Source organism: Collinsella aerofaciens (assembly GCF_018785245.1).
GTDB classification, from domain to species: Bacteria; Actinomycetota; Coriobacteriia; order Coriobacteriales; family Coriobacteriaceae; genus Collinsella; species Collinsella aerofaciens_AD.
On sequence record NZ_WQPL01000022.1, the window covers coordinates 158,344 to 182,198 of the forward strand.

The 23,855-nt window shown below is 61.5% G+C and carries 16 protein-coding genes; 3 read left to right on the forward strand and 13 right to left on the reverse strand.

What is annotated here, in order from left to right:
• Positions 1–15: 15 nt before the first annotated feature.
• The 5 genes from GPK39_RS05960 to trhA form a co-directional block, all read right to left on the reverse strand.
• Complete coding sequence (locus GPK39_RS05960) at positions 16–771, reverse strand: PRC-barrel domain-containing protein (protein ID WP_195919467.1); 756 nt, start codon at positions 769–771, stop codon at positions 16–18.
• Positions 771–1,160, reverse strand: a complete 390-nt coding sequence (locus GPK39_RS05965; RefSeq protein ID WP_117742967.1) for a YtxH domain-containing protein — start codon at positions 1,158–1,160, stop codon at positions 771–773. Before GPK39_RS05965 ends, GPK39_RS05960 begins: the two co-directional genes overlap by 1 nt.
• A 136-nt stretch (positions 1,161–1,296) precedes the next feature.
• Complete coding sequence (locus GPK39_RS09520; protein ID WP_230308401.1) at positions 1,297–2,130, reverse strand: cyanophycin synthetase family protein; 834 nt, start codon at positions 2,128–2,130, stop codon at positions 1,297–1,299.
• A 24-nt stretch (positions 2,131–2,154) separates the two neighbouring features.
• Positions 2,155–3,528, reverse strand: a complete 1,374-nt coding sequence (locus GPK39_RS05975; RefSeq protein WP_117778705.1) for a hemolysin family protein — start codon at positions 3,526–3,528, stop codon at positions 2,155–2,157.
• 114 nt (positions 3,529–3,642) lie between these two features.
• Positions 3,643–4,326, reverse strand: a complete 684-nt coding sequence (gene trhA, locus GPK39_RS05980; protein WP_195919466.1) for a PAQR family membrane homeostasis protein TrhA — start codon at positions 4,324–4,326, stop codon at positions 3,643–3,645.
• Positions 4,327–4,512: 186 nt separating this feature from the next.
• Here trhA and GPK39_RS05985 point away from each other — a divergent pair, with 186 nt between their 5' ends.
• Entirely contained in the window at positions 4,513–5,478 is a 966-nt protein-coding gene (locus GPK39_RS05985) for an alpha/beta hydrolase (protein ID WP_195624816.1), read from the forward strand.
• 164 nt (positions 5,479–5,642) lie between these two features.
• Here GPK39_RS05985 and GPK39_RS05990 read toward each other — a convergent pair whose 3' ends face one another.
• The 7 genes from GPK39_RS05990 to GPK39_RS06020 form a co-directional block, all read right to left on the reverse strand.
• Positions 5,643–6,848, reverse strand: coding sequence for a DUF362 domain-containing protein (locus GPK39_RS05990; protein ID WP_215674367.1), 1,206 nt, complete (start codon positions 6,846–6,848; stop codon positions 5,643–5,645).
• A gap of 373 nt (positions 6,849–7,221) precedes the next feature.
• Positions 7,222–7,866 carry a class I SAM-dependent methyltransferase gene (locus tag GPK39_RS05995; RefSeq protein WP_215674369.1) on the reverse strand — a complete coding sequence of 215 codons (645 nt, stop codon included), beginning with the start codon at positions 7,864–7,866 and terminating at the stop codon, positions 7,222–7,224.
• A gap of 8 nt (positions 7,867–7,874) precedes the next feature.
• Positions 7,875–10,541, reverse strand: coding sequence for an ABC transporter permease (locus tag GPK39_RS06000; protein WP_215674371.1), 2,667 nt, complete (start codon positions 10,539–10,541; stop codon positions 7,875–7,877).
• Positions 10,542–10,549: 8 nt separating this feature from the next.
• Complete coding sequence (locus tag GPK39_RS06005) at positions 10,550–11,263, reverse strand: ABC transporter ATP-binding protein (protein ID WP_252204715.1); 714 nt, start codon at positions 11,261–11,263, stop codon at positions 10,550–10,552.
• A gap of 253 nt (positions 11,264–11,516) precedes the next feature.
• The gene (locus GPK39_RS06010) at positions 11,517–12,722 is read right to left on the reverse strand and encodes an ABC transporter permease (protein ID WP_215674375.1); all 1,206 of its coding nucleotides are present in this window, start codon (positions 12,720–12,722) and stop codon (positions 11,517–11,519) included.
• On the reverse strand, positions 12,709–13,896 hold the full coding sequence (locus GPK39_RS06015) for an ABC transporter permease (protein ID WP_215674377.1): 1,188 nt from the start codon (positions 13,894–13,896) through the stop codon (positions 12,709–12,711). The genes GPK39_RS06010 and GPK39_RS06015 overlap by 14 nt, the downstream gene beginning before the upstream one ends.
• Positions 13,897–13,905: 9 nt before the next feature.
• Complete coding sequence (locus tag GPK39_RS06020) at positions 13,906–14,844, reverse strand: ABC transporter ATP-binding protein (RefSeq protein ID WP_215674379.1); 939 nt, start codon at positions 14,842–14,844, stop codon at positions 13,906–13,908.
• 197 nt (positions 14,845–15,041) lie between these two features.
• Between GPK39_RS06020 and GPK39_RS06025 the strand changes: the two genes are divergently transcribed.
• On the forward strand, positions 15,042–16,187 hold the full coding sequence (locus GPK39_RS06025; RefSeq protein WP_215674381.1) for a sensor histidine kinase: 1,146 nt from the start codon (positions 15,042–15,044) through the stop codon (positions 16,185–16,187).
• On the forward strand, positions 16,184–16,813 hold the full coding sequence (locus GPK39_RS06030; RefSeq protein WP_055310726.1) for a response regulator: 630 nt from the start codon (positions 16,184–16,186) through the stop codon (positions 16,811–16,813). Before GPK39_RS06025 ends, GPK39_RS06030 begins: the two co-directional genes overlap by 4 nt.
• A 607-nt stretch (positions 16,814–17,420) precedes the next feature.
• Here the strand turns inward: GPK39_RS06030 and GPK39_RS06035 are convergent.
• Complete coding sequence (locus tag GPK39_RS06035; RefSeq protein WP_215674383.1) at positions 17,421–23,603, reverse strand: Spy0128 family protein; 6,183 nt, start codon at positions 23,601–23,603, stop codon at positions 17,421–17,423.
• Positions 23,604–23,855: the final 252 nt, after the last annotated feature.

Consider the following 23,855-nt stretch of genomic DNA (forward strand, 5'->3'; position numbering starts at 1 on the left):
TCATTTGGTACGTCGCTATTTTGTAGCTTTTGACGAGCCTCCGCTCGCCTTTTGGTATTCGTCCTTAAAGGCCTTGAACATGCCGCGCGTCTTGCCGAGCTGCTTGCCCAGTGCGCGGCTGCCCTTGTCCACGGCAACCGATCCCTTGTCGTCGAGCACCTTGGCGCCCTTCTTGACCTTATCGCCCACCACGACGCTGGCCTCGGCGGCCTTGGCGGCCGCACCGCCCGAATACCCGAGCGACTTGACCTCGTCCGAGACGACCATCGCGCCGTTCTCGTAGCCGCGCAGCATCGTCGGCGGCACCTGCGTGTCACCAACCAAAACACTCGAAGCAGCACCGGCGGTCACATAGAATGCCTGCACGATGCCCGAGCGTGGCTTGAACTCAACGTCCGAGCAATAGCCCACGACGTCGCCCGATTCCGTGCGCACGTCCATACCGACCCAGATGATGCAATCGTCCAGGTTGATGTCGAGGCGCTTGGCGGCGGTGGCATCGTACGTGCCTTTGACGTCATCGACCGCAATGGCGCCCTCGTAGACACCAATGGCGTCGAGCGCTACGAATCGGTCGGGGCGCTCGATCATGCCCGCGATATCGGACTGGCGGACCATAAAGCCGACCACGCGCGTACCGCCCGGGGTAAAGACCGGAAAGTGAATCTTTCCGAGCTTTTTAGGGCTGCGCGGCGTGCCGTCCTTTTTGGTGCGCTTGTCCTCGGTAGGCTTGCGATAGATCTTGGCGCCGACAAAATCCCCGGCGCGCATTATGCCTCGGTCGAGGGCTCCGCAGCCTCGGTATCAGCCTCGACGGCGTTCTCGACCACGACGTCGGCGGCAGGCGTCACGTTGCCGCCCGAAATGGCGTCGTTGAGCTGCTCGCGCAGCTGGTCCATGCGCTCGCGGGCCAGGTCGACCTTGGCGCGCAGGTCGTCGGTCTTGGCATCGACCATCGGGCCAAAGTCATTCACCGCAGCACGGGCCTCCTCGGCGCCGTGCTCGTAGGTGTCGCGCATATTGTCCCAGGCGTCGTTGGCGATATCGGCAGCCATGGCGCGGGTCTCGGCGCCCGAGCGCGGGGCCAGAGCAACGCCGATAATAGCGCCGGCAGCGGCACCAAAAAGTGCGCCGGAGACAAAGCTGAAAGTCTTACCCATGATCATTCCTCTCCTGCGGGCACGTCGGTGCCCACCGTTTGAATGCTGTCCATTATACCCGCAGCGCATCACTTGCCGCTCCGCTCATCTGCGTACGGCAAAAGCGCAGGTACGTGATGGTGGTAAACGAGTAGGCCTACTCCTGAGGCATAGCCGGCATGGCCACTGTGGCACCCGGGTCCTCGCCGGCGCCGTCCACGAGCGGCAGGCCGCCCTCATGCGCAGGTCCTGCCGGAACCGTCGCCGCACCGCCAAAGACAGCCGCGGAAGCCTCGTGGTTCTCGGCAACCGCGCCCTCGGTATCAATCGCCACCTGAGGCTCGTCGTCAAAGTTGGGGACGCCCTGGGGCTCGGTGGGAACGGGCTCGGCGGTCACATCGGCAGCGGGCTCGGCGTCGACCGGCACATCGCCCTCGTCAGCGCCCTCGTCCTCGGCAGCATCTTCGCCGTTCGCAGCGGCGACGGCCTCGTGAGGATCCTTGCCCTCGGCCTCGGCGCGCATGCCCAGCACCAGGTTGCGCAGGCCCGCGACCGTGCCTTCCACGTCGGGGGCAGGCTGGTCGGCGTGCAAGTACGCCCAGTCCATCATAAAGGTCGCTGACGACAGCGCACCGATGGCCAGCGCGTCGTCGGGGCACGAAAGCTCAACCTCAAAGACGCGCTCGTCGTGCTCACTTACGCGCGTGCGGCCGCACGAGATGCTGCCGGCAAGACCGGTCTCGTTCATGAGCTCGACCGTCACGTGCTCCAGCAGATGGCAGAGCTCGGTCTGGCCCATGCAGTCCTGGAACTCGCGACCGGAATCGCCCAGGCACAGGTGCTTGGCAATCGCGGGCACCAGGTAGTACACGCGCGCCGTGGCCTCGATGTCCTCCGAGGTCATGAGCGGCATGCCGGGGTTCACCAGCACATGCGCGCAGATCTTGTCCTCACTGACGGTGACCTTAAGGATGTTGAACAGGCCTGCCATAACTCTCCCCTACTCTTCCTTGTCCTACTCGTCGCCGTCGTGCGGATTCGCGGAACCCGCACCCGACGTCGTCGGCTCGTCTACCGAAGACTCGGAATCCTTCTTATCGGTTTCGGCCGGAGCGATCACGCGAATGAGCGAGATGCGCTGGCCACGCATCGACTGAACTTTAAACTTGTACCCCGCGACCTCAAACACCTCTCCGATGTCGGGCACCGAGTCGCAAAGCTCCAAAATCCAGCCGGCGATGGTCTCATAATCATCGCTTTCCTCGAGCGGCCAACCAAGCTCAATCGCGTCATCGCACGAAAAACGCCCATCAACGAGCCACTCGCGGCGCGAAAGGCGCGTGAGATACTTGTTGTCGGGGTCGAACTCGTCCTCGATCTCGCCGACGATCTCCTCGACGATATCCTCGATGGTGATAATGCCGGCCGTGCCGCCGTACTCGTCCACGACCACCACGATCTGGTCGTGCGAGGTCTGCATCTCGGACAGCAGCGGCAGGATGTCCTTGGTGTCGGGCACAAAGGTGGCGTCGCGCAAAAAGCCGGCGATGGGCTGGTCGCCCTTGCCGTCGAGCGCGGGTTGGATCAGGTCCTTGATGTGCGCGATGCCGGCGACGTTGTCGGGGTCCTCGTGATAGACGGGGATGCGGCTAAAGCCGGTCTGGCGCATGGTGGATAGCACGCTAGCGACCGTCTCGTCGTCCTCGCACATGGTGGTGTCCACGCGCGGCACCATGACCTCGCGGGCAACGGTGTCGCCCAGGTCGAAGATCTCGTGGATCATGCGCTTTTCCTCGTCGAGCAGGTCGTCCTGCTCCGAGACCATGTACTTGATCTCTTCTTCCGAGACGTTCTGGCGGTCGTCGGCGCTCTTGATGCGCAGGATGCGGGCCAGGCCATCGGAGCAAGCGCCAGTCAGCCACACGAGCGGACGGGCAATCTTTTGGAACACGGAAAGCGGGCCCACGACCTGCTTGGACACGCCCTCGGCATTGGCCAGGCCGATGCGCTTGGGGACGAGCTCGCCGATCACGATGGACACAAAGGCGACCGCGACGGTGATGATGACCGGCGCCAGGCCGCGCGCGATGGCGGAGAGCGGCGCGATGCCAAAGCTCATGAGCCACGTGGCGAGCGGGTCGGACAGACTCGTCGAGGCGACGGCGGACGAGGCGAAGCCCACGAGCGTGATGGCGACCTGGATGGTGGCGAGCAGCTGGTCGGAGTCAGCAGCCAGCTTAATGGCACGCTCGGCGCGCTTGTCGCCTTCCTCTGCCTCGTGTTCCAGCACGGCGCGCTTGGCCGTGGTGAGCGCCATCTCAGACATAGAGAAGTAGCCGTTGATGAGGGTCAAAACGAGGGTGGTGATAAGGGAGATGGTTATGTCCATCGGGAGTTTCTCGAACCTCCAAGATTCGGGATGTTAGGTAGTAAGCGTAGGTGACGGATAGGGCAGTTGCGCCCAGCGGCCGCTTGGATGGGCCCGCGGGCACAGACGCGATCGCTAGATTACGAAGAGGATCACCGCCATGAACTGGAAGATACTGCCGGCGAGCACCCACAGGTGAAACACACTGTGCAGATAACGCACGTTTTTGGCGATGTAGAACGGCACGCCCACGGTGTAGCACACGCCGCCGACAGCGAGCAGGGCAAGTGCCACGGGGTTGAGCAGCGACACGAGCTCGGGCAGCTTAAAGACGACGAGCCAGCCCATCAGCAGATAGACCAGACCGCTTACCCAATGCGGCTGGCGCTCACGCAAAAAGCACTCGAGGGCGATGCCGATAATGGCGATGGCCCATACGGCAAAAAACAGCACGGGGCCACCGTCGTTTGCGAGCGTGATGAGGCAAAACGGCGTATAGCTGCCAGCTATGAGCAGGTAGATGCAGCTGTGGTCGATAATGCGAAACACACGCTTGGCACCCGCGGGCTGAATCGCATGGTAGAGCGTGGAGGCAAGGTATTCGAGAATAATGCTGGCACCGTAGACGATTGCCGCGGCCATATGCGCCGGACCGCCACCGCGAAGAGCGGCAAATACGATCAGGAGCACAAGGCCTGCGATGCCCAGCAGGCAACCGACACCATGGGTGACGGAGTTCATGATCTCCTCGCCCACCGTGTAGTGCGGAACGGCCGCGGTCTTGGGTCGCGGCTTAGAACTGTCGCTCGAATCGGACATGCCGGTTACATCCTCCAACGTAAAGAGTTCTCAACACTATATCAAAGCGTCTAGATACGTGCGAAATTTGCACCATATGTGACCCTTTGTTTACCCATTCTTTGCTTGTTGACGCATCAACGGCAAACGCCCATAATGCGCTTGCATTAAATGTTGATGTATTAACATCTTATAGGAAAGCTTCTTATGTCTCAAAACGCACGTTCCCATCGAAAGCTTAAGATAACCGTCGTTGTTGCGCTGGTGCTCGTTGTCGCGCTGCTGGGGTTTGCCGGAAACTTTTTGTTTGACTTTGCCCTGAACCCCCAAGCGCCCTACACCATGAAGATGATGCAGGATGGTAAGGCCGACAAAAAAGGTGAGCAGCCGGATGCCGAGGAAACCGAGGCGCGGGCGTGGTTTAAAGAGAACCGCGAGAGCAGCAGCCTCACCGCAGATGACGGAACCGAGCTCGCCGCTTGGTATTTTGCTGCACCGGAGAGCACGCACGACTACGCCGTCTGCCTGCATGGATATACCAACGAGCCCATCGGTATGGCCCGATACGCCAAACGATTCCACGACCGCGGCATGAACGTACTCGCACCAGCCGCCCGCGCCCACGAGCGCTCCGGCGGCGACTATATCGGCATGGGCTGGCCCGAGCGCCTCGACATCGTCGCATGGATCGAGCGAATCGTTCAGGCTGACCCCGAGGCGCGCATCCTGGTCTTTGGCGAGTCGATGGGTGCGGCAACCGCCATGAACGTCGCGGGGGAATCTCTGCCCGCAAACGTAAAATGCATTATCGAGGACTGCGGTTATACGAGCGTTTGGGACGAGTTTTCCCTGCAGCTCAAGGATGTGTTCGGCCTGCCCAGCTTTCCCTTGCTCGATGTAGCAAACTTGGTGTGCAACGTGCGCGCGGGCTACGACTTTCATAAGGCGAGCAGTGTGGAGCAACTCAAACACGCGACGGTTCCCATGCTGTTTATCCACGGCGACCAGGACACCTTTGTACCGTACAGTATGCTCGACCAAAACTACGAGGCGTGCGCCAGCAAGGTCAAGCAAAAGCTCACCATCCATGGCGCCACCCACGCCAAGAGTGCGCAAGTTGACCCCGAGCTCTACTGGAACACAGTCAATAACTTCCTCGACGAGCACTTTTAGGCAAAAAGCAACGTCTGGGGTTTTGTTGCCTAAAACGCCTTGTGGTCGGCGGTATTCGATTTTTCACCTCGCTTCCGAAAAGCCGCCCGTGAGCGCTGTGCTCACGGGCGGCTTTTACTTACGTTGCGCTGCTAAAAGAACGCGATTTGTCCAATAACCGGACGCTACTTGACCTCGATGAGCTCATACTCGCTCGTGCCCAGGCCAATCTTTTCGGCGTGCGCGATGCACGCGCGCCAGTCGGTGTCGGGATGCGTGATGCAGAAGGGGTCGTGTGCCTGCTCGCCCTCCAGGTGCTCGTGATTGTGCTCCATCTTAGCGGCGCTATCGGTGAGCTCGGTGTTGGGCAGCGGCTCGGATGCCATGACGGCGTCGGCGCAAGCCTGGTCGATGGCGACCGGGTCGAAGCTCGCGAACATACCGATATCGTTGACGATGGGCGTGTCGTTTTCGGGATGGCAATCGCAGTTGGGACTAATGTCCATAGCGAGCGAGATGTGGAAACTCGGGCGGCCGTCGACGACAGCCTTCGTGTACTCGGCGATCTTGTAGTTGAGCACATCGGCCGCAGCGTCATAGCCGGGCTTGATGCAGTCCTGGTTGCACGCCGCAATGCAGCGCCCACACCCCACGCAGCGATTGTGGTCGATGGCGGCCACGTGTACCGTGCGAGTACTACCGTTGGCAAGCTCGCGCTCGCGGGTGTCGTCAAACGAGACGGCGTTGTGCGCGCAGATCTTTTCGCAGGCGTGGCAGCCCACGCAGTTGGTGGTATCGACATTCGGCTTGCCGGCGGCGTGCTGCTCCATCTTGCCAGCACGGCTGCCGCCTCCCATGCCCAGGTTCTTCATGGCGCCGCCAAATCCGGCCTGCTCATGGCCCTTAAAGTGGGTGAGGCTGATCACGATGTCGGCGTCCATGAGTGCCTGGCCGATCTTGGCCTCGTGCACGTACTCACCGCCCTCGACCGGAACGAGTGCCTCATCGGTGCCTTTGAGGCCGTCGGCGATGATAATCTGACAGCCCGTGGCATACGGGGTGAAGCCGTTCTGGTAGGCGGTGTCGATGTGCTCGAGCGCGTTTTTGCGGCTACCGACGTAGAGCGTGTTGCAGTCGGTGAGGAAGGGCTTGCCGCCCAGCTCTTTTACGACGTCCGCGACGGCGCGGGCGTAGTTGGGGCGCAAAAAGCTCAGGTTGCCCAGCTCGCCAAAGTGAATCTTGATAGCAACGAACTTGTTCTCAAAGTCGATCTGCTCAATACCGGCGCGGCGAATGAGGCGCTTGAGCTTGTCGAGCTGGCTCTCGCGAGCATGCGTGCGCAGGTTCGTAAAGTACACCTTGGCGGGTGCGGCGGGTGCAGTTGCGGTCATAGATATATCCCCTCTGTCTATATGGCGTTACAGACATAGAGGATGGTACCCGTTAAAGCGGGGTTAATGTCAAGCACGGCGCCCAGTCATTGGGTACTCATTGGGGACAGACTTAAATGGCTGAAACCACTCATTGGGGACGGACTTAAATGAGCGCCTCGCCACCTGGCAGCTAGGGACGTTCCTTTCCTGCCGGCAGCTGGGGACAGTCCTTTCCAGCCGGCCGGCAGACCGGCGAATCATCGGCATCTGGTAAGAGGGACGCGCCGTCACGTTTGTGGCGGCGCGCCTTGGTTTGGCGGCGCGTTCTGGCGTGGCCACAATCTGGTTTGATGGCGTGCCCTGGCGTGACGGAGCGTCCTGGCGCGGACCGCTAGCCCTTTCGCGCGACCAGATGCGCGCGGAATCCCTTCTGTGCCTCGAGCTTGAGCGGGGCGAGCCCGGATTCCTCGACGAGCGCGCGTAGCTCGGACAGCTTGAGGATGCGCACGTCGCCATGGCCCAAGAGGCGTGCCAGCGGTAGCTCGATGTTGTTCATGAGCCAGACCGCGACATCGTTCGAGGTGTAGTCGCGGAGGACCAGTCGCCCGCCGGGGCGGAGGACGCGTGCCACCTCGGCGAAGAACCTCTCCGGATGCGGGTAGTGGTGGAAGCTGTTGGAGCAGAGCACGGCGTCGAAGCTCCGGGGCTCGAAGGGCAGTGCCTCCGCGTCTCCGACGACAAAGCTGACGTTATCGAGCTGCTTTGCCCGGGCGACGTCGATCATCCCGGGTGTAAGGTCGAGTCCAGTCAAGTGCTTGTTGGGGTACCGGGCGTGGAGCAGTTCTAGGACGGCTCCGGTTCCACAGCCCACGTCGAACACGTCCTCGAAGGGTTCGAGCTCAAGCTCCTCGAGCATTTGCGGATAGTCGTCCTTGCACATCTCGTAAATGCCGGCATGGCCAGATTCGTAGACCTTTGCCGCCTCGGTGAACTCTTTGACGGAAAGCTGCTTGAGCTCTTCTGCCGATCTAGCCATGAGCCCTCCTATTCCTGAACCTTGAGCGCCTCGGCGAGGCTGACGCGTTTGATGGAGCGTGTGTGCAGCAGCGCCACGACCAGGTAGGTCGCAAAGCCAATGCCGACGCATGCAGCCATGGACCAAGCGGGCACGTAGATCTCGATATTGCCGTTGTAGGCAAGCAACATGGAGCGGAAGATAGCCGTGAGCGAGCCGATGATCACCGGCAGGCTCAGCACGAGCGACGCCGCCACGCACAGCGTGATCGAGCGGATGTACAGGTGCGAGATCTCGCTATCGCGATAGCCAAAGACTTTCATGTAGCTGATCGAACGAGCGCTGTGGTCGATCACAGCCTTGGTCAGCAGGTACATAAACAGCAAGAAGATGAACACTGCAAGCCCAACCATCATGCCGATCATTTTGCTCATCATGCCGATGAACTGGTCGCCCACGGCGCGCATGTCGTCGGGCGTGGTGTCGCCGGCAAAGTAGCGCGAATCAAGGTCGAGCTTCTCATCGCTCACATAGCCGTTAAAGTAGGCCGCATCGTTGTCAAACAGCTCGTTAAAGTCGTCGATACTCATATAGATATTCATGTCCGACTTGGAGCCCCAGGCACAGTCCTTGCCCGCGTACTCAAGGGAATAATGCTTGCCCTCGTACTTGTCGCTGAGCGTGACCTTCTGACCCTCGCTCCAGCCAAACTTATCGAGCAGACCGCCGCCAAAGACGACGCGCCCATCGCCGACGTTGAGGTCTTTCCAGTAGCGCGAATCGGATGAAATGCCGTAGACGGAAATCGTCTCCTCGCCATTTTCGTCGCCGCGGTCGTATTGCAACTGGTAGACGGCGTATTTCTCGGCCTGCGCGATTGTGCCTGCACCGTTGTCGATCGTGTTGACCGGGTGAATGTCGTCGTTGTCGGTGTCGATCTTAGAGGCCTTGTCGATCAGGTCGATAGCCTCGTCGCGGTTGCAGCCGAGGGCATCGGCAAGGTCATCGAGGCGCGCATAAAGCGCATCCTTCTTGTCCTGGACCTTGGCGAGCGCGTCCTGCGCCGCGGCAAGGCTCTCGGCAGACGGAGCGCTGGTCGCGGCATCGGCTGCCGCCTGCGCCGCATCGGCCGCGTCGTCAAGCTCGTCATCGGCATCTTGGGCGGCAGAAAGCAGCGCGCCGTCAACCGACTGCAAGCACTCGAGTGCCGACCACTGCTCGCGCTCCTCGGCAGTGCCCTCGAGCTCCAGCGGAGCCTTGAGCGTGTACTGGTGCTCGGCGACCAGGCTCGTCTCGAGGTTGTCCGCGTAGTGCGTCATCGTGGGCAGAATCGCCAGGCCAAAGAGCAGCAGCAGCGAGGCAAACGCAATGCCCACGAAGAGCGTGGCGAAGTTGCCCAGGTTGCGCAGGAAGATACGCAGGCGGAAGCGCGAGACAAAGCCCATGCGCTCCGGCAGCTGCAGGCCGCGCTTGGTGCCAGACTTGCCGCTCGCCTCGTGGCGAAGAAACTGCAACGGCGTCTTGCCCATCTTGCGAAGCAGACCCACCAGCGTGATGAGGATGAGCGCAGCGGCGGGAACCACGGCGCACTTCACAAAGATCTCCCAGCTCCAGTACACCTGGAAGGGCGGCAGGCTGTACGAGCCGTAATAGAGGCTGCGCATGGGCTCGGTAAAGAACACGACGCCGAGCGCAGTGCCCAAAAGCGCCGCGACCACGCCCACGATGGCGGGAAGCGCAAGGTAGTGCAGCACGATCTCGCGTCGACGATAGCCGCTGGCGAGCAGCGTGCCGATGATGGCGCTCTCCTCCTCGATGGTGGCGTCGGTAAGGACCACAAAGACGAACGCCATGATCACGATGATGATGTCGAGCAGCGTCATCCACATCATGGAGTCGCCGTCTACGTCGTCGCGCGCGTAGCCAATGCCCTGGTTGGAATCGGCGTCGATGAGGTCATCCACGCGTGCATCGGCATCGGTGAGCGCCTCCACCATATCCTGCTCCGCATCGACGCGATCCGCGGCGGAGAGATCGCGATCGGTAAAGGTAAAGGAGTAGGTGTAGGCAGGCGCGCCGCCGGCGTCCTTAAGCGCGGCAAAGCCGGCGTCGGTGACCTCGGCCACACCGTACGTGATGGTGTTCACCGTAAAGTCCGAATTGTTGAGGAACAGCGCCTGGCTATCGGGCTGGGTCATGATGCCGCAGATGGTGTAGGTGCGACCCTCGAGCTCGACTTTATCGCCCACGGACAGGTTGTTATTGGTGGCGAAGACACGGTCGATTGCCACCTCATCGTCCGCCTTAGGCTGCCTGCCTTCGCAGTAGGACGCGATATCGACCTTGGTGCGGTGCGCATAGGTGCGCAGCGTGCGCTTGGTGCCGTCGTCGCCGGCGGTCTTTTTGATGATGGCATCGATGGAGAAATTCTTGTAGAGCGTGACGCCGCCGACGTCGTCTGCCGCGTCCTCGGCTGCCTTGAGCTGGTCTTTGGTGGCCTCGAAGGAGGTGGTCACGCGGCCGTCCTCGATCGCGTACGCATCGCGCATGTCGTCGATAAGGCAGCCGATGGAATGCGCCGCGAGCAAAAAGCCCGATGTAAGGGCAATGCTTCCGCACATAAGCAAAAAGATGCCCAGGTACTTACCGATATTGCGGCGCAGCTCGCGCGGGAGACGTTTTGCGAGAGGTGTCATGGCGCCGCCTACCAATCGAGCTCGGCGGCCGCGACGGGCGACTCGTTGAGCTCATCCTCGACGATGCGCCCGTCGCGCAGGCGCAGCACGCGATTGGCCATGCGGGCGATGGCGGCGTTGTGTGTGACGATGATGATGGTGCAGCCGTAGGTGCGGTTGACATCCTCCATGAGCTGCAAGATTTCCTTGGACGTCTTATAGTCGAGCGCACCGGTGGGCTCGTCGCACAGCAGCAGGCCCGGGTTTTTGACGAGCGCACGGCCGATGGCGCAGCGCTGCTGCTGGCCACCCGAGACCTGGCGCGGGAACTTGTTGCGGTGCTCGTAGAGGCCCAGCGAGCGCAGCAGGTCGTCGACGCTGAGCGGGTTTTTGGACAGGTGCGCCGTGACCTCGATGTTTTCCTTGATGGTGAGATCAGGCGCCAGGTTGTAGAACTGGAAGACAAAGCCCAGCTCGCGGCGGCGATACTCGCCCAGGTCGGCGGGCTTGAGCACCGTGAGGTCGCAGCCGTCCACCATGATGGAACCGCCGTCGGCATCCTCCAGGCCGCCGATCAGGTTGAGAAAGGTCGACTTGCCCGAGCCCGAGGGCCCCAGCATGACGCAGATCTCGCCGCGGTTGATGGACGCGTCGATGCCATCGAGTACCGTCAGGCGCGCATCACCGTCGCCGTAGTGCTTTTTGAGATCCTTAACCTGGACGTAGGCTTCCTGCGTTGCCATGGTATCCCCCATTGTTAGCCTCGTACTACTTTATGAACGTAATAGTAAACCTTGGCGAACTATTTTGGGGCGAGAGTGGGGATTTGTTTCAGACTAGTCATTGGGGACGTTCTTAAATGACCAGTCACAAGGGACGCTCTTTCGCCACCCGGCAGTTGGGGACGCTCCTTATCTGCCCCCGATGGCTAGTCATTTAAGTCTGTCCCCAATGAATACTTTTGGTCGTTTAAGTCTGTCCCCAATGAGTAGGTGTCTAGGCGTGGGATTTGTTGTGGGCGAGGGCTAGGCCTACGGCGGCGATGGCGGCGGCGAAGAGCACGGTGACGCCCAGGTCGCAGGCGATATCGCCCAGCACGGTGGACGTCAGGTCCGCGGCGAGCGCCTTGCCGGTCGCGTCGTTCACCCAATACGTCGGCACAAAATGCGCCGAGGTCAGCACGGCCGAGCCCATGAGCGACAGCGGCATCCAGGCGCCGCCCAAAAACGTCATGAGCATGCCGAGTAAGTTGCCCACGCCGTTGAGCAGCTCCTCGCGCGCGCCCAAGCTCGACAGCGTAAAGCCAACGGCCAGCGGCGTGCACGCCAGGGCAAACGTCGCCGCCAGCGCCAGACACACACGACCCGCGCCGACCTCGGCAACCGCGCCGGCAAAGCCCACGACGCCCATCATGCTCGACACAAACCAGATGCAGACGGTGAGCACAGCGGCGGCCGCAAACACGGCAAGCGAACGCCGGCGCTCGGAAATTGGGCCGGCATCCATACGACGCACGCGCTCGGGCTCGTTCATGCCCGAGAACACCAATCCCACCGATACGATGACCGACGAGATAATCGCGTACGCGCCAAAGTTGAAGTACGACTCGAGCGTGGCAGCAGCAGTCGAGTCGACCTTGACCTGCTCGATCTGGACCTCCGCGCGCTTTGCAGCGGCATGCTCGGCGGCCTTGGCGACGCTGCCGTTAGAGGCGGCGGGCTCAAGCGCCGCCGCAGCGCCCGCGAGCGAGATCCAGCGCGAGGCTTCGGCAGACGAAAGCGCCGCCGCCATGGTGCCGGAGCCGTAGGTCACGTCGAGCTTGGGCAAGGTCTCCCCCGCACGGGCGGCCGCGATCAGGTCGTCCTCAAACCCCTCCGGGATAAAGAACACGCAGTCGGCGCTGCCCTTGGCACTATTGCTCTTGGAGAGCGCGTCCGCAAGATCGTACGTATCGTCGCCGATGCCCGTGACCAGCTCAAAACGCGAACCCAGATGCTTGGTAAGCGCACGCGAAAGGTCGCTGTCGTCGCGGTCGACCACGATCACTTTGGCATCGTAGGGCTCGTACTCGGTGAGCTGCGACGAGTTCCAGCTCACCGATGCCGCAATGAACACGCCCATGAGCGAGATGAACACCGTATAGATGAGCAGGTAGAACGGGTGCGCAAGCGCCATGCGAAGCGCAGTCTTAAAGGTGCTCATAGCGGCTCCTTCCAAAGATCAGCGTGGCGACGGCAACGAACAGCAGCGCCATAAGGACCAGCGCGCCGGCGCGAACGACAAAGGGGCCCAGGTCCTCAAAGAAATACAGGCGATTGAACATGTCACAGATAAGCTTGACGGGGTTGAGCCAGCACTCGGCCGGGTAGGCGCGGGCGACGTCATCGGCAAGCGCCATCGCCGGCTCGCCGTAGAGGCCGGCGAACAGGGCGCACGTGGTAGCAAAGCCCGTGAGGATGCCGGACTTGGACGCCTTGCCGCCCTTAACGGGAAGCGTGCCCACAAAAAGGCCCAAGCCCGTGGCGGCAAGCGCGGAAGCGGCGCCGCCCACCAGACACAGCCCCTCGCGCCCGCCAAAGTCGACGCCCACGACCAGGCGCACGTAGCCGATCGCGATCGCCATCGAGGCAAAGGAGACCAGCCACGAGCCCACAAAGATACCGGCCAGCGACGCCGTTTTGGAAAGACCGCCCACGCAGCGACGCGCGCCAAGACCCGACAGATTGGGCTGCAGGTCGATGACGCTCAAGGCGGCAAACTCGGCAGACATCATCGCGACCAGGCCAAAGAGCGCGTAATAGTAGATGACTGTGCCGTCGGGTGTGGTGCGCGTAAGGCTCACGCGACGGGTGCCGCCCTCGAGCGACAGGGCGCGCGCAACCGCCTCGGGGTCGGCGAGTGCCGCCGGGTTGTCCTGGGCAATCTGGGACATGAGCTCGGCATTTTGTGTATACGAGCTTGCCACCGTCTCCAGGATGCTGCGATCGGTGAGCACCGATGATGCGCGCGAGCTGTCGTAGCTCGATAGCAGTGTGAGCTTGGGTGCGCCTGCGTCGTCGACCGTATAGATGCCCGCGACCTCGCCGGCCTTAAGCGCACGGTTCGCATCGGCTGCGTCGTCGCACTCGTGGATCTCGAGCAGCTGATTGTCGCTCTCCTTGGCAAGCGACGTCGCCACGTCCTTAAAGGTCGAGGCGTCCCAGGCCTCGTCCGCTATGACGGCAACCGGTACCGGGTCGACCGTGCCGTCGGAGCTCAGATTCGCAAACATAAACATGAACATCGTGGAAAGTGCGATGGGAAAGAGAGCGCCCCAGACCCACGTGCTCGGCCGGCGCAACAGCGTCTTGACCGTAGTGATGATGGTGTTGAACATGACTGCCCCCTAGTCGCGCAGCTCGCGGCCGGTGATCTCGAGGAACACGTCGTTGAGGGTCGGCGGCTCGCTCCACACGCGGCCGAGCGCCACATCGGCGGCGCGCAGCGTGTCGAGGATGTCGACCAGATTGTGCGGGCTCGCCTCGCAGTTGCAGACGAGTTCGCCGCCGGAAAGCTCAACCGAAAGCACGTGCTCGTGGGCACGCAGGCGCTCGACCGTGGCGGCCTCGACGGCGCCGACCTCGGCAGTCACGCGCTCGCCCATCTGAATCATGCGCTTGAGTTCGTCGTTGGTGCCCTGCGCCAGCACGCGCCCGCCGTCCATGATCATGATGCGGCTGCAGATCTGCTCGACTTCCTCCATATAATGGCTGGTATACACCACCGTGGCGCCCTCGTCGCGCAGGCGGCAGATGCCCTCCAGGATGGCGTTGCGACTCTGCGGGTCGACCGCCACCGTGGGCTCGTCAAAGAAGATGAGCTCGGGCTTGTGCGCGATGCCGCAGGCGATGTTGAGGCGACGCGCCAGGCCGCCCGAGAGCTTGCCGGGGCGGAACTTCGTAAAGTCGCCCAAGCCGACAAAGTCGATCGCCTCGTCCACCAGCGCGCGGCGGCGCTTGCGGTCGTTGACGTAGAGACTGCAGAAATAGTCGATGTTCTCGCGCACGGTGAGCTCGTCGAACACCGCCACCTGTTGCGGCACCACGCCGATGCGGCGCTTGAGGTCGTAGCGGGCGGGCGTCATGGGCTCGCCAAAGAGCTCGATGGTGCCTTTGTCGTAGGCAAGCAGCTGCAGGATACAGTTGATGGACGTGGTTTTGCCCGAGCCGTTGGGGCCGAGCAGGCCAAAGATCTCGCCGGGGGCGATGCTGAGGTTAAAGTGGTCGAGCGCGATAAGATCGTCATAGCGCTTGACGAGGTTTTCGACGTGGACGATGTCTGTCATGAGGCGGCCCTTCCGTTGATTGCGGCCCGGTACGATTGCATCATCGCAGGAGCCGCCGGCGCACGCCAGTGAGCTTTGTCACGAGTGCGGGGCTTGGCCGTGCGGCCCGCCGACGTCCCCGCTTTGCCGCACGGGAGGAATGTCACGGTTGCGCAGGCGGCTCCTCCACCACGCGCGGGTTCGCGTACAATACCCGTATGAACAGGCTTTTCGACAAATCGATCGTGCTGGCGTGCTGCATTGCGGCCGCCATGGGCCTTGCTGTGGACGCTCGCCTGGTCGCGGCGTTTTGCCTTGGCGTTATTGCCACCTCGCTGGCCGAGGTCGTACAGGGGGAACGCACACGCCACGCAAGCGAGACCGCAAGTTACGCTTACATCATCGCGGCTGTCTTCGTGCCGACGTTTGTGCCGTTTGCGCCTCTCGCCCTCTATGACATCGCGCGACGCGTGCGCCGTGAACGCATCTGGCCCGCGCTGGCGATTGGCGCCGTGTTTGTCTGCGCGCTTGCCGCGGACCTTCGCGGCGGCGCGCTCACCACCCGAACGCTCCTGCTGACCGCTATCCTTTCGGTTGCCGCCACCTTGCTATCGCTACGTACCGCCCAGTTGGAGCGCGAACAGCAGCGCATGCGCCGTACCCGCGACGAGCTGCAAGAACGAGCCCTCGCGCTCGAAGCGCGCAACCGTGACCTTGCCGACCGCCAGGACTACGAAGTCGAGCTCGCGACGCTCGCCGAACGCGCCCGCATCGCGCGCGAGATCCACGATAACGTCGGGCACCAGCTCACGCGCGCCTCACTGCAGGCCGAAGCCCTACGCGTGGTCCACGCCGACGAGCCCAGGGTTGCCGCCGATTTCGCCGACGTCAAACGCACGGTTGACGAGGCGCTCCAGCTTGTGCGCACCAGCGTCCACGCGCTCAACGACAACGCCGTCGACCTTTCCGTGCAGCTCGAACGCATTGTTGAAGGCGCGCGCTCGGACGGCGGCCCGCAGATTGAGCTTGAAGTTTTGGCCGAGCATGCACCCGCAAACGTCGCCAACTGTTTTGCGGCGGTCCTGCGCGAGGCGCTTTCCAACGCCATGCGCCACGCTTGCGCCCAGACCGTCACCGTACGATGCATGGAGCATCCGTCGTTTTACCAGCTCATCGTTACCGATGATGGCGCGGACGCGACCCCGGCGAGCAGCAGCAACGTCGTAGAAGGCATGGGGCTCGCCTCCATGCGCGAGCGCGTCGAGGCGCTTGGCGGAACCTTCACCGCCGGCCTGCGCGCCGGCGCCCCCGGCTGGCGCGTGTTTGCCACCGTCCCCAAACAGCAAGGAGATGAGGACCGATGAGGCTCATCGTTGTCGACGACGACCGCTTAGTGGTCGATTCGCTCAAGATTATCCTGGGCGCCCAGCCGCAGATCGAGGTAGTGGGTACCGGCGCCAACGGCAACGACGCGGTTTCGCTCTATGCCGAACACGCACCCGATATCGCGCTGCTCGACATTCAGATGCCGGAACGCGACGGCCTATCGGCGGCACGCGAGATCCTTGAGCACGAACCCACGGCACGCGTGGTGTTTTTGACGACATTCTCGGATGACGAGTACATTGTGTCGGCGCTTAAACTGGGCGCCCGCGGCTACCTGATTAAAACCGATGTCGCCGCCATTCCACCAGCGTTGGCGCAGGTCATGGCTGGCAAGCGCGTGCTCGAGGGCAAGGCGATCGAGGACATCGATTTTGACGGAACGGACGTCGAGGCGGGCACGCCCCGCCGGCCCGCAGCCTTCGCCAGCCTGACCGACCGCGAGTTCGAAGTCGCCGAACTCATCGCCCGCGGCCTCGACAACAAAGAGATCGCCGCCACCGCCTACATGGGCGAAGGCACCGTGCGCAACCACATCAGCTCAATCCTGGCAAAGATGGGCCTGCGCAACCGCACGCAGATCGCTATCGCCTACCTGCGAGGGTAGTTGCCCGAAGACCGACCGTTCCGGCATAGCAAAATGGCTGCTACCGATTTAAGGCCATTTCAAAACTATGCCGGTTTACGGGGCCAAACTCAGGACCCCCATCCATACCCGCGTTTTCTGCAAAATGACGGCTCGTCTACCTGCGGTTTTATTTTCACGAATATCGGCATGGTTGGAGACTCGTAACTCAGCCCCGTAAACCGGCATAGTTTTGTTCGGGCGGCCCTGGACGAGTGCCTCCGCAAGCCTCGTGAAACCAAGATGACCCGTTTCCCTCAGTCCCCGGGGGATCATTTGACGGTGCCCGCCACGAAACCGGCCCATCTACTACGTTTGACTCGGTACCCCTGACCATGCCTTCGTTTTGAGCAAAACCGCAGGCGTTCTACCTGCGGTTTTGTTTTCGCGTTTTTCGGCATGGTTGGGGGTAAGGGGCCAAACGTAGTAGATGGGCCGATTTCGTGGCGCACCCTCCTCCCCCGGCACACAAAAGCGCCGTCACGGAGGAGGGAGATACCTCCGTGACGGCCGGGGGTGGGGTGGGGGCTATGTTCTGGCTCCCCGCCGGCCGCCCGGGGCCTTTTGGCCCCGGGCGCTGCCAGCGTGCCTAGCGCTTACGGATACCCCAGACCAGGGCTCCGACGCCGGCCATGGCGATAACAAATGCCATGAGCAGTGCGGCGGCCTGCTGGTCACCCGTGGTGGGCAGGAAACCCTTAACCGTCTTGACGATGTTCGTCACGGTCTTGGGCGTGCCGGGATCGGGCATCGGCACGGGCGTCTCGGGCTTCTTGTACGCGTTGTTGAACACGATACCCTCGACGCTCTTGTCGCCCTTAGTATAGGTAACGCTCGCCTTGAGGTTACCCTCACCGTCGTCGACCACGTTGACGGTCGCGGTAAAGACGGACTTGTCATAGGTCATACCGGGCTCGTCGCCCTTGACCTCGCTGATGGTGTAGACGTGCGTGCCGGGCTCGCTGTACTCGAACTTATCGAAGCTGATCTTACCGTCGGCATCGTTGGTGACGGTGGACTCGATGTCCTCGCCAACGAGCTTAAAGCTAAACTCGTCCTTCTTGAGCTCGCGTCCCTCGAGCACCTTGATGGCACCGATGGAGACCTGCGTGGGCATGGCATGATACTTGTTGGTAAAGCCAGCCGACTCAGTAGTTCCCTCGATCTTGTGCGTCGCGGTCAGCGTGCCGTCGCCGTTGTCGGAGACGGTGGTCACGACGGTGTAGGTCGTGCCGTCATAGGTGACGCCCTTGTACAGGCCGAGCGCGTTGGGGCAAGCCTCGCGCAGCATGTACGTGTGCGCGCCAGGTGCCTCGTAGCGGATCGGGCTCAGCGCGACGGTGCCATTGGCGTCGTTGGTGCCGGTCGCGACAACCACGCCGTCCTCGAGCAGCTCAAACGTGAACTCGCCTGCTGCAAGGTCGCGTCCGGTCAGACGCTTGACTGTCTTGACCTGATCGGTCACGGACGAATCGGTAGGTGCCACGCCGTAGGTGTTGGTAAACGTGAAGGCAGCACCGTCGTCGCCTTCGCGCTTGACGCTCAGATGCCCGGCACCGTCGTCAGACACGGTGTAGGAAACCTTGCGCGTGGCGTTGGTGTCATTGGTCACGCCAGGGGCACTACCGGACTCGGTCACCGTGTAAGTAAAGGTGTGCGAGCGCGGAGCGGTGGGGGCTGCGGGCTCGGGCTCGTCGTTGGCGTCGGACTCGTCGCCATCGACCTCGGCGTCGTTCTCATTGGCGGCGTTCTCATCGGCGTCAACTTCGGCCTTGTCAGCGTTGGCCTCAGCGTCGCTCGGCACGTCGTCAGAAGCGTCGGTCGTCACGCCCAGGGCGCGGTTGAGGTCCTCGAGCGTAAAGTGGATCTTGCCAAAGTCCACGTTGCCGACCTCGTCGTTGGTTGCGGTCGCGCGCTCGGGCATCGGGGCGCCCGCTTCGTCGGCAGTCACGGTAAAGGTGAACTTGCCCGTGATGTCGGCCGGGGTCAGGCCCTCGGCAGCCTGGAGCTTCTTGGTGCCGGCGAGCGCAGCGTCAACGGCATCGGCGCCGTAGACGTTCTCGAACAAGGGCTCGACGCCACCGTAGTCGACCGTTGCCGTCAGGATGCCGTCGCCGTTGTCGACGACGATGACCTTAAAGCCAAAGTACCACGTTGTAGCGGAAACGCCATTCGGCAGCCCGTTTATAGCTTCGTAGGCAATGTAGTTAATGGTCCAAGCGAGCTTACCGTCCTTGTCAGTGCGATGGGCAAGCCCTGCCGCCTCAAGATTAGCAAGCATCTTGGTGTCGTAGTGCAGCGCATCAAAGCTCACATGCCCGCCGATATTGGGCTTGAGGTTTTCGTAACCCACAAGCTCACCCTGATAGGCAATGCCGAACCAGAACTCGCCGTCAACCATCGGGCGACCGGTCAGGGTCTTGGCGGCAACGACCTGAGCAGCGGTGCCACCAGGCGTGTTAGTCGTCGCACTATAGCTATTGACGAACGGGACCACGGCGCTCTCGACCGCAGCCGCGCCGGTCTTGTACTCGGTCACCAGCGTGCCCTCGGGACCGCCGGAGACGGTCGTCGTGGCGGTGAGCGTGCTGGCGCCGTCATCGGCAATGGCGATCGTCACGGTGCGCTCGGCGTCATCGTAGGTGTAACCGGGCTTGCCGTCATTCTTCTCGGACACGGTGTACGCAAAGGTCTTGCCGGCGTCAGCCTGCGTAAACTTGACCTCATGGCCCGCCAGAATGTCAATCAGACCGACCGTTGCCTCTGCCGTCGCAGGGGACTTGAAGTTGTTGGCGCCGGGCAGCAGGCCGAGCGCCTTGGCCGAAGCCTCGTCGGCGGGCGTCACGGTAAAGGTGAACAGGCCCTCGGTCATGGGACGTCCGGAGAGGCTCTTGCTGAGCTTGAGGCCGCCGGCCGCGGCATAGTCGAGCTCGGAGCGGTACGTGTTGGTGAAGCGGCCGTTTTCCTTCTTGGTGACGCTGGCGAGCAGCTTGCCCTCGCCGTCCTCAGTCACGATTACTTCAGCGGTCGCAACATGCCCGTCATACGTCATGCCGGCCGCGTTGCCCGCGTTCTCGCGGATCTCGTACTTGTAGGTTCCGGCAGCCGTGTAGCGAATCTTGCCGAACTTGATGGCGGCGATGCCGTCCTCCGCGTCCTTCTTGCTCACGGTTACGGTTGCGGGATCGGGCAGCGGGGTGCCCTCGGGGGCGGTGATGGTAAAGCCGAACTCGTCCGCATCCGTCCAGTCGCGGCCGCTGATGACCTTGCTCAGGTCAAAGTCGAGCTCCGCATCGAGCGGGGCCACGCTGTAGGTGTTCTTGAAAGTCGCAGCCGTGGCGTCCTTCAGGACATGCTCGGCCTTGAGGGTGCCGTCGCCGTTGTCCGTGATGGTGGTCTCGATGGTGTACTTGGCGTCACTGTAGGTGATGCCCTTGCTGGTGGTTCCGCCCTTGATCTCGCGCAGCGTGTAGGCGTGCTTGCCGGGCTTGTCGTATGCGACCTTGCCCATCGTGATCGCGCCGTCGGCAGCGTTAGTGCCGGTAGCGACAACCTTATCGCCCTCGACGAGCTCGAAGGAGAACTCGCCTTCCTTGAGCTCACGCCCGGTCAGGACCTTGTTCGCGGTGATCTGGTCGGTGACGCTCGTCTCGACAGGCGTCACGTTATAGGTATTGGTGAACGTGAAGGCCGCATCACCGTCCGGCTTGCGGGATACGCGCAGATTCCCCTTGCCGTCATCGGTCACGGTGAAGGAAACCTCGCGCGACGGCTTAGCGTCGTTGGTCACGCCAGCGACCTCACCGGACTCGGTCACGGTGTAGGTAAAGGTGTGCTCGCGCTTCTCGGGCTTCTCACCCACAGCCTTGTTAAGGTCGTCGAGCGTAAAGGTAATCTTGCCAAAGTCGACCTTGCCGTCAACGTCGTTGTGCACGCTCGTGCTCGCAGGCATAGGTGCGCCCTCTTCACCGGTCACGGTAAAGGTGAACTTGCCGGTGATATCAGCCGGGGTCAGAGCGTCGTCAACCTGCAGATTCTTGATACCCGCAAGCGATGCCTCGGTAGCATTCGTGGTGTAGGCGTTCTTGAACTCGATGCTCTTGACGTCCTTGGCGTCCTTCAGCTCGTGCGTGGCAACCAGCTGGCCCTTGCCGTTATCGGCGATGGTCGTCACGATGGTGTAGACCGCGTCATCGTAGTCAATACCGCCGGAGTTGCCCTTAACCTCATGCAGCTTGTAGGTGTGCTGGCCGATCTCGGTGTACTTGATGGCACTGAACGTCACCTTGCCGTCGGCAGCGTTCTTAACGGTCTCGATAAGCTCAGAGTCCTCATCCTTAATCTCGCGCAGCTCAAAGCTGAACTCACCGACCGTAAGGTCGCGCCCGGTCAGAGACTTGGTCACGGCAATCTGACTGGTTACGCTGGACTCAACAGGATTCGTAGCGTAGGCGTTCTTGAACTCGGTCTCACCCGAGGTCGCCTTCACGTCAGCGCTCAGTTCGCCCTTCTTATTGGGCTTCACCGTCACGGTGATCTCCGCGACGTTACCGCTGTAGGCGATGCCGTCAATCGTGGTCCCGGCGTGCTTTTCACTGACCTTGTAGACGTACGTGCCAGGTTCGGTGTATTCGACCGTGCCGAAGTCGATGACAGCCTTGCCCTTGTCGTCCAGGTCAGCCTTGCGCACGATCGCAGTCGTAGTCGCAGGCATCGGGGCGCCGTTCTCGGACGTCAGGCCAAACTCAAACGCGTCAGTATCCCTCCAGTCGCGGCCCTCGAGCACCTTGGTTAGACCAAAGCTGGCTTTGGTGTTCACCATTGCCGGCGTCATGTCATACGCAAAGCTGATCTTGCCGTTGTTGCCCAGGTAGGAATTGACATGCGTCGCGGCCGCCTTGGCGGACATGTTGTTCCACTTGGGGTTGAGAACGTCGGTCGCGGTACCAGTGCTGTTGCCGCCCACGCTGCCCTTGGTAGTGTGGAGCTCATCGATAAAGGCCAAACGCGCGGTTCCCACGCCAAACGAAAGGTTGCCGTCCTCGTCGGCAACAAGAGCGCCGTCAAACTTCGCTGCGTCGCCGCCGACAAACTCGATGACGGCGGTGGTGGGCTTGGCCTCGTTGTTCGAGCCCTGCTCCCCAAACTCATCCTTGTAATAATAGGTGCCAGTATCTGTCAGCGAATTCTTTGCAGGCTGCGTGCAGTCCTTATCCGCGTAAATTGGAGTCTGCTTCTGGAAGTAGTAATAGCGGTTGGTGTCGGCCGGCTCAAAGGTCGCGACCGTATCACCCAACGCGCCGGTCTCCCACTTGTTCGCGTAGAAGCTAACGGTCTTGGCGCCGTCATCGGCGACAGTCGCATTGCTCTCGATGTAGTCCTTGAGTCCCGTGACCTTCTCAGGCGTAAACAGGTTATCGAGTGCGGCGCTCTTCACGCTCGAGGTATACTTCACCTGAATGGGCTTAACGTTGTCGACCGAAAGCTTGCCGTCTACGGTCTTAAAGTGGCTCAGCGGAATCAACGACGCAGGAATGTTAACCGTTACGATATCGCCCTTCTGGGGATTGTCAGCGCCAGCACGCTGCACGGTGATGAGCAGGTCTTTTGCCTTGCCGGTGAACTCGTATGTGTCGGTATTGGTTTCTTTGTTGAACGTCTTGCTCGCCTCGGTAAACGGCGTGCCGTTGATGACGACTTCGGTAAATCCGTCGACCTGCATAAAGTCGCCCAGCTCGTCGGTAAACGTAATGTAGCCGGACTTGGTCTCGTCGTAGCCCTTATGGATTTCGGTCGGATAGGGCGCCTCCGATGTGATGGCCTGTGAGATGTCGTCGAAGACCTTCTTGAGCTCTTCGGCGTTGGTCGCCGACTTGTAGTAGTCGGAGTTTTCCGCGCGTGTGCCAAGCTTGTCGCTCGCATACGACGTGGCATCGGGATAATTACTCGACACGGCGTGCATAAACTTGTTGACGTCGCTTGTCCCCTCTTTCGAGGGATCGTCAGCGGGGTCCGCTCCACTAAAGATGCCGATGGTATAAACGGTGGCTTTGCCATCCTTCATCTTCTTGGCAGCCGTCACGGCACCCTTGGCGACGTCAGAATCAAACTCGCTGAAGCTCGTTGGCTTGCCGTCGGTAAAGAACACAACGATCTTCTTGGCATCTGCGCGGCCAGAAGTGATATCCCCGGCCAGTTCCAGACCATAGTCGGCACGCGTGGCACCGCTTGGTTTGATTCCAGCAACTGTATCCTCAAGAACTTTCACGTTGCCGCCAGAGCAATCGGTCAAACCCTTCATCACCTGCGAGTTGTTGTACCAAAATTGCCCTTTCTTGTACTGGTCATTGCCGACCTTATTGGTCTTATCACCCGCAAACTTAACAATGGCAACCCTGTGCTGCCTATCGACACCCTCGATACCCTCGTTTTGCTTGGCAATGGTATTGATAAAGCTGTTCGCAGCGCTCTTCAGTGCATCGATACGCTTGGTGGAATCTCCGCCACCCATAGGATCATCCATCGAGCCAGAGGCATCCAGCACCATCACGATGTCAAGCGGCGTGGTGACCGTCACGGTTGAATTAGACGTCGAGGACATCGCCGAAAGCGTGGTCAAAAAGTCCGACTCTTCGTTTTCCTCGGTTGCCTTGACCGTCTTGTCGGTCCAGATTCGACCGACGTTTTGGGTCGTTACCTTATTGCCACCGTGGCCTGCCGCCCAGATTTCCCAGCGACCGCTGGTGTCGGGGTCGGCGACCTTTCCGGTCATTATCGGTCCGTCCATTCCTGTGCTGGACCTGGCGTTGGCCTCGGGCAGCATGGCGAATGCTGCGGCTGGCAACACCAGCACTACGGCCAGTATCACCGCCAAGAGACCCCTCGTGTACTTACCCATCGTGTCTCCCTTCTCGCGGTCTCAGACCTTGCATCAGCCTAAAGTTAGATCGCGTCGGAAATGTTGGTGTAAGCGCGCCGACGGCTGACCGCCAAACGCAAGCGGCCCCTGTCCTAGAATCTGGAA

Bases quoted from the DNA above. Each gene is read 5' to 3' on its own strand.
- GPK39_RS05960 (WP_195919467.1), bottom strand. From the start codon at position 771: ATGCGCGCCGGGGATTTTGTCGGCGCCAAGATCTATCGCAAGCCTACC.
- GPK39_RS05965 (WP_117742967.1), bottom strand. From the start codon at position 1,160: ATGGGTAAGACTTTCAGCTTTGTCTCCGGCGCACTTTTTGGTGCCGCT.
- GPK39_RS09520 (WP_230308401.1), bottom strand. From the start codon at position 2,130: ATGGCAGGCCTGTTCAACATCCTTAAGGTCACCGTCAGTGAGGACAAG.
- GPK39_RS05975 (WP_117778705.1), bottom strand. From the start codon at position 3,528: ATGGACATAACCATCTCCCTTATCACCACCCTCGTTTTGACCCTCATC.
- trhA (WP_195919466.1), bottom strand. From the start codon at position 4,326: ATGTCCGATTCGAGCGACAGTTCTAAGCCGCGACCCAAGACCGCGGCC.
- GPK39_RS05985 (WP_195624816.1), top strand. From the start codon at position 4,513: ATGTCTCAAAACGCACGTTCCCATCGAAAGCTTAAGATAACCGTCGTT.
- GPK39_RS05990 (WP_215674367.1), bottom strand. From the start codon at position 6,848: ATGACCGCAACTGCACCCGCCGCACCCGCCAAGGTGTACTTTACGAAC.
- GPK39_RS05995 (WP_215674369.1), bottom strand. From the start codon at position 7,866: ATGGCTAGATCGGCAGAAGAGCTCAAGCAGCTTTCCGTCAAAGAGTTC.
- GPK39_RS06000 (WP_215674371.1), bottom strand. From the start codon at position 10,541: ATGACACCTCTCGCAAAACGTCTCCCGCGCGAGCTGCGCCGCAATATC.
- GPK39_RS06005 (WP_252204715.1), bottom strand. From the start codon at position 11,263: ATGGCAACGCAGGAAGCCTACGTCCAGGTTAAGGATCTCAAAAAGCAC.
- GPK39_RS06010 (WP_215674375.1), bottom strand. From the start codon at position 12,722: ATGAGCACCTTTAAGACTGCGCTTCGCATGGCGCTTGCGCACCCGTTC.
- GPK39_RS06015 (WP_215674377.1), bottom strand. From the start codon at position 13,896: ATGTTCAACACCATCATCACTACGGTCAAGACGCTGTTGCGCCGGCCG.
- GPK39_RS06020 (WP_215674379.1), bottom strand. From the start codon at position 14,844: ATGACAGACATCGTCCACGTCGAAAACCTCGTCAAGCGCTATGACGAT.
- GPK39_RS06025 (WP_215674381.1), top strand. From the start codon at position 15,042: ATGAACAGGCTTTTCGACAAATCGATCGTGCTGGCGTGCTGCATTGCG.
- GPK39_RS06030 (WP_055310726.1), top strand. From the start codon at position 16,184: ATGAGGCTCATCGTTGTCGACGACGACCGCTTAGTGGTCGATTCGCTC.
- GPK39_RS06035 (WP_215674383.1), bottom strand. From the start codon at position 23,603: ATGACCGGAAAGGTCGCCGACCCCGACACCAGCGGTCGCTGGGAAATC.